Annotated in this window: 6 protein-coding genes; all 6 read right to left on the bottom strand. The window is 48.0% G+C overall.

All coding sequences use genetic code 11. The annotated features are described in order from the left end of the window. On the bottom strand, positions 1 to 1,082 hold a 1,082-nt coding region (gene ribBA / locus ACWA6V_RS15860), incomplete at its 3' end, for a bifunctional 3,4-dihydroxy-2-butanone-4-phosphate synthase/GTP cyclohydrolase II (RefSeq protein WP_449523399.1). 31 nt (positions 1,083 to 1,113) lie between these two features. Then, a complete protein-coding gene (locus tag ACWA6V_RS15855; RefSeq protein WP_449523398.1) occupies positions 1,114 to 1,770 on the bottom strand; it encodes a riboflavin synthase in 657 nt (218 codons plus the stop codon). Positions 1,771 to 1,803: 33 nt separating this feature from the next. Then, positions 1,804 to 2,379, bottom strand: a complete 576-nt coding sequence (locus ACWA6V_RS15850) for an RDD family protein (RefSeq protein WP_449523397.1) — start codon at positions 2,377 to 2,379, stop codon at positions 1,804 to 1,806. 12 nt (positions 2,380 to 2,391) lie between these two features. Next, positions 2,392 to 3,531: a bifunctional diaminohydroxyphosphoribosylaminopyrimidine deaminase/5-amino-6-(5-phosphoribosylamino)uracil reductase RibD gene (gene ribD / locus ACWA6V_RS15845; RefSeq protein WP_449523396.1), complete on the bottom strand. Its 1,140-nt coding sequence runs from the start codon at positions 3,529 to 3,531 to the stop codon at positions 2,392 to 2,394. A 7-nt stretch (positions 3,532 to 3,538) separates the two neighbouring features. Next, complete coding sequence (nrdR, locus tag ACWA6V_RS15840) at positions 3,539 to 4,003, bottom strand: transcriptional regulator NrdR (RefSeq protein ID WP_449523400.1); 465 nt, start codon at positions 4,001 to 4,003, stop codon at positions 3,539 to 3,541. Positions 4,004 to 4,716: 713 nt separating this feature from the next. Next, positions 4,717 to 5,847: hypothetical protein (locus ACWA6V_RS15835; protein ID WP_449523395.1), on the bottom strand; the 1,131-nt coding region annotated here is incomplete at its 5' end.

The raw sequence follows: 5,847 nt of genomic DNA, 5'->3' as shown, positions 1-5,847 counted from the left end.
TCCAAATCAAAACCCGACAGCGCTGAGTAGCGCATGGGCGCGGACATCACGCGCATTTTGCGCACGCCCAAATCGCGCAGGATTTGCGAGCCGGTGCCCACTTGTTTGTAGAGCACTTCCGAGCTGCGGCGCATTTGTTTGCCGGAGATCAACCAATCGATGCTGTCTTCAACTTCTTTAGTCGATTCGTCGTGGCAGATCAGCAGTACGACACCCTTACCCTCTTCGCTCACTTTGCGCAGCGCATCCTGATAGGTCCAGCTTTTGCCACCAGCGACTGAGGTGCGCTTGAGGCTCAACACATCGCGGGCGATGTCCATTACATGCACACGCACCAGCGTGGGTTCAGCATCTATCTCGCCTTTGATCATCACAAAGTGCAAGTCGCCACGCGCCAGATCGCGGTAGGTGCGCAATTCAAATTCACCGTAAAGGGTTTCCACTTTGCGGGTATTGATGCAGGCAACGGTTTTCTCTTTGGTGGCGCGGTAGTGAATCAAGTCGGCAATGGTACCGATTTTCAGGTGATGTTGCTCGGCAAATTGCTCAAGATCCGCGCGGCGCGCCATGGTGCCGTCGGGGTTCATCACCTCAACAATCACCGCCGCTGGTTCAAATCCTGCCAGACGCGCAAGGTCGCAACCCGCCTCGGTGTGACCCGCACGGCTCATCACGCCACCCGGTTGCGCCATTAAGGGAAAGATATGGCCAGGTTGAACTATGTCGGTTGGCTTGGCATTGGCTTTTACCGCGGCGCGTACGGTGAGCGCGCGATCGGCCGCCGAAATACCGGTACTGACACCTTCGGCTGCTTCAATCGACAAAGTGAAATTGGTAGTGTGCTGGGATTTGTTGTCGCTCACCATCAGCGGCAAATCCAGTTGTTTGCAGCGCTCAGGCGACAGGGTCAAACAAATCAGCCCGCGCGCATGGGTCGCCATAAAGTTGATATCTTCCGGGCGCACTTGCTCGGCGACCATAATCAAATCACCTTCATTTTCACGGTCTTCGTCATCCATCAGGATGACCATTTTGCCGTGGCGCAGGTCTTCGATCAGTTCTTCAATTGTGTTGAGTTGCATAGACAATCTCTATGTAAGGAAGTAATTCCGGTTAAGCAAAACCATTCTTCGCCAAAAATTCCAGGGTAATACCCTGCCCTTCACCTTCGGCGGCTTTGTCGCCAAGCATCAGGCGCTCAAGGTAGCGAGCGAGCACATCCACTTCCAGATTGAGCTGGGTACCGGTTTTGTAGCTATCCATAATGGTCCACTGCAGGGTATGCGGGACTATGTTGAGTTCAAATTCGGCGCCGTCCACTTTATTAACGGTAAGACTAGTACCATCTACCGTGATTGACCCCTTGTGGGCGATATATTTTGCCAATGACTTGGGTGCGCGGATACGGAAGCGCTCGGAGCGCGCATCAGGATGACGGCTGACGACTTCGCCCACACCATCCACATGGCCGCTGACGATATGGCCACCCAGACGGGTTTGTGGCGTTAACGCTTTTTCCAGATTGACGCGTTGGCCGACTTTCCAGCCGGGCAAGGTGGTGTTATCCAAAGTTTCGCGCGAGACATCTGCCCAATAGCCATCGCCCGGTAAATCCACCACCGTCAGGCAAACGCCGTTGGTAGCGATGGAATCCCCGAGATGCACATCACCCAGATTCAGGTTGTGGGTTTTGATGCGCAGACGCAGGTCGCCATTTTTAGGTTGCAATGCCACCACTTCGCCGATGGCTTCAATAATTCCGGTGAACATAGATTTACCTCGGGGTCGCGATAGTCGAGAGACTTATACGATGATGCTGGTTGGTTTGCCTTGGGTAACAGGGATTCTTAAATCAATCACTTTAGTGCCGGCAAGATGATCGTGGATGCAGCGCTTGTCCGCACGGAAAATCACCAGAATATCCACCAAGCGCAATATGCCACCCACCATAGGCACACGGCCTGCCAACCATTGGATCAAATAGCGCTGGACGATCAATTGGAAAAACGGCGGGAGGCGATTATCCATAGTTACAATGGCAATACCCATGATGCGCTTGCCGATGGTTTGCCCGTAGCGGCTGAGCAAATACCCATGTAATACCAAAAATGAAATGTAGGGAAACAACGCCAGCAATACCTTTTGCCCATTCGACAAAGCGGCCACTTTGGCAAGGATTTCGGTTTGCATCGCCTGGGCATCTTGCGCCTTGTTGGGATCAAACTCGGTCAAGCCCAAATACTGCATCAGGAACATCATCGAAATAACCATGAATACGCCGTCCAACATAAACGCCGCAAAACGCTGGCCGAGCGACGCCGTGTTGTCCACCTGCGGTGAATTTGGAGTGGGTTGTAAATCGGGAGCTTGTTCGTTCAAGGTATTACCTATCTAGTATTCAGTGTCGGGCACAGCGGTGATACGCCAGTCACGCCCGACAGCGCGAATGTCTTTAATTTTCAGCGAGAGCGCGGCGGACATAGTATCCAGCGGCAAATCAAACAGTGGCAGCGCATTGCTGCCGAGCAGTTTCGGCGCCATGTACATAATGATTTCATCGAGCAAGCCACGGCGTAAAAAACTGCCGGACAGCGTAGCTCCCGCTTCAACTAAAACCTCATTGCAGTGGCGTTTGGCGAGCTCGCGCAAGAGCGCGTTTAAATCGATGCGGTCATCTTTGCCCGGCAACGCAATCAGCTCGACGAAATCCGGCCAGCCTTGTAATTGCTCAGCCCCAACCTTGCCATTGTGCACCAGCAATATCGGGGTGGATTGCTTAAACATCAAGGCAGTGCGCGGTGTGCGCAGCTGTGAATCGAGGATTACCCGCAGCGGTTGTTTCGCGGCTGCCTCTTCGGCATTGGGCAACCCCAATTCATCCACGCGCACAGTGAGAGAAGCGTTGTCCTGCAAGATGGAATCGACACCGGAAATAATCGCGCATGAACGGGCGCGTAAACGCTGTACATCAGCGCGAGCTTTGGGGCCGGTAATCCACTTGCTTTCGCCCGAAGCCATCGCCGTGCGGCCATCAATACTCATCGCCATTTTGCAGCGAACGTAAGGCAGCTTGCGCTCCATTCGGCGAACAAAACCGGGGTTGAGCGCACGCGCATCATCTTCCAAAACCGGGCCATCCACTTGAATACCAGCAGCGCGCACCATGGCTATGCCATTGCCGGAAACGAGCGGATTAGGATCTTCCATCCCGTAGACCAAACGCGCGATACCGGCATCGATCAAGGCTTGCGAACAGGGGCCGGTCTTACCGGTATGGCTGCAGGGTTCAAGGCTGACATAAGCCGTTGCGCCGCGCGCGCCGTCGTGAACTGCAGAGTCGCCCGCCGCCTTTAATGCATTGACCTCGGCATGGGCTTCACCAGCGCGGACATGCCAGCCTTCAGCGATCACCTGTCCGTTTTTCACCAACACACAACCCACGCGTGGATTAGGCATGGTGGTATAGAGGCCGCGCTCCGCCAAACGGAACGCATGCGCCATAAATTCAAAATCAACCGAAGATAGGGTCATCAGAAAATTAGTCGTTTTCAGGTTGCTGTTCGAGGCGGTCGATTTCCTGGCGGAACTCGTTCAAATCCTTAAAGCGGCGATACACAGAGGCGAAGCGCACATAGGCAACTTCATCGAGCTTTTGCAATTGCTCCATCACCTTCTCGCCCACCATCAAGGCTTTAACTTCACGCTCGCCAGTCGCCTGCAAAAAGTGCTTGATATGGTTAATGGCCGATTCAATCGCCTCGATACTCACCGGGCGTTTTTCCAGCGCACGCAATAAACCGGCGCGCAGTTTGTTTTCATCGAAGGGTTCGCGGGTACCGTTTTGCTTGATGATGCGCGGCATCACCAATTCAGCCACTTCAAAAGTCGTGAAGCGCTCATGGCAGGATAAGCACTCGCGGCGACGGCGCACCTGATCGCCTTCCGCCACCAGGCGTGAATCTATAACTTTGGTATCTTCCGCACTACAAAACGGACAATGCATGATCATCGGCCCCAGCGATTGATAAAGTGGGCGCATACTAGCACAAAATCTAGGGAATCTGGCTGTAAACGGGGGTGAGCGAAGGGGCTATTGGGGAGCGAGTATGATGGGAGGCCAAGCTCGCCATAGTCGGCTTCGGCGATACCAACATCGCCACTACCATCTGCCCACCTCCGTACAGCAACCGATCAAAAACATGGGGATTGCGGCTGTGGATTTACTGATCGGAAAAAATCAAAGCGGAAATATTGCTTTGTATTAACGTAAAAGAATAACCGCACTCTGGATTAGAAAAGTCGGTTTTATTTTTTAATACAAGAAAATTTATTTGGCAGATTAGGCGACTAATTATTAAAGAGTAACTATATGTCTCTTATTGAAAACCGAAAAGGCAGTAACAACGAAACCCCAATCAGCCAACAATAATGAAGCCTACAACTGTAGAAATTAAATAACCAATGCATGCACCTAAGGGAAACATATGTATATATCAAGACACAATGTTTCTGAAAAATTATAAAGGCGGTACTGGCAGCCCTCAACATCAGGTGTGTGAGAATGCATTTTTAATTACACTCTCTCAAACAAAGCTCATATTTCTCTTGCGAAGAAATTGTGTTCAATTGTCGAAAAATAGCCTTGACTTACAGAATATTACCATGCACGACTATGGAGTAATATCGGCCTGCCAGTACCAATTAAAATCTAACAAATTAATAAGCACTATTCAACTCTTTACGCTCAAGTAATTTTATTAAATCAAGATCTCTCCATTTCACAAACCAATAGACTGACTGAAGCCTACATAAAGCAGCATCCAACTCCACAGCATTTAAAGTCAAATCAGGATCAACTTGAGATAAATATACAGAAAGAATTTTTTTTCTTGCTGCATAGGACAAATATGGGCAACTCAAAGAATCGAAGAATATATGGGCAATCTCGGAGTCTCTAGCAATAGCGCTGCAATTGTCCAGCTTGTTAATTATTCTATCTTCAATAATTTTTTTTATATCCAAATATATAGAATGATCACGAATGTAATAAAGAATAGAAACTAGCGAAAAATAAGAAATATCACCATTTGTTTTGAAAAAAGGCATTAGGCGATCCTTAGCAATCAAGTAGTTAACACCAAATTCACTTGTTGCCAAGAGAATATTCAACCCCTCCAAAGAGACAAATTTGGATCGTCCTCCATCAATGTCAGAGGTAAATTTAATGTCATTAACTTCACTCATAATTTGAGTTCGAAAGTGGCCACTAAACTCTGGGCATCTGTACAAAAAAAATTTATCTATAATTATTACTGTTTTAGCTAACTTATATGATGATGAAACCTGAGGATTTACTGAGTAAAAAAAGAACAATAACCTGCACAACAACATAATAACATCCTTATATCGAAACTTTTCCTCATCATCCACATGATCCAATTTCCCAAAACCATAAACTACTGAGACCACACGATTGGAAAGTGTAGAAATCAAGTAGGATGAAACATCCTCATAACCTCCAATTTCAGATGTGCAAACGTGTTTAATCTGCTCAATAAAATACTTTGCTAGCGAATCCCTATTATTGATTTTTTTTGGTGTTACATAATGTTTATCCCCAACCAACCAATCCTCTAGAAATTTATCTTCAAACTGCTGAATCTTAAGCTTTATTTGCCCAATAATATTGGATTTTTCCGTATTAAAAGGTCTTTTGTATTTCTTTAGCTTTCCCTCATTAATATATAAATTGTACTCACTTAGGCAATCTGTAATAACTTTAGAGACACATGAAAAAAAAAAAAAAACCTTATAATAAGGAAAAAACCAAAATATATTCGTAAAAAA

This window comes from Cellvibrio sp. (assembly GCF_053579595.1).
The sequence above is the reverse complement of the archived record's forward strand: the minus strand, read 5'-3'. Positions and strand labels throughout refer to the sequence as shown.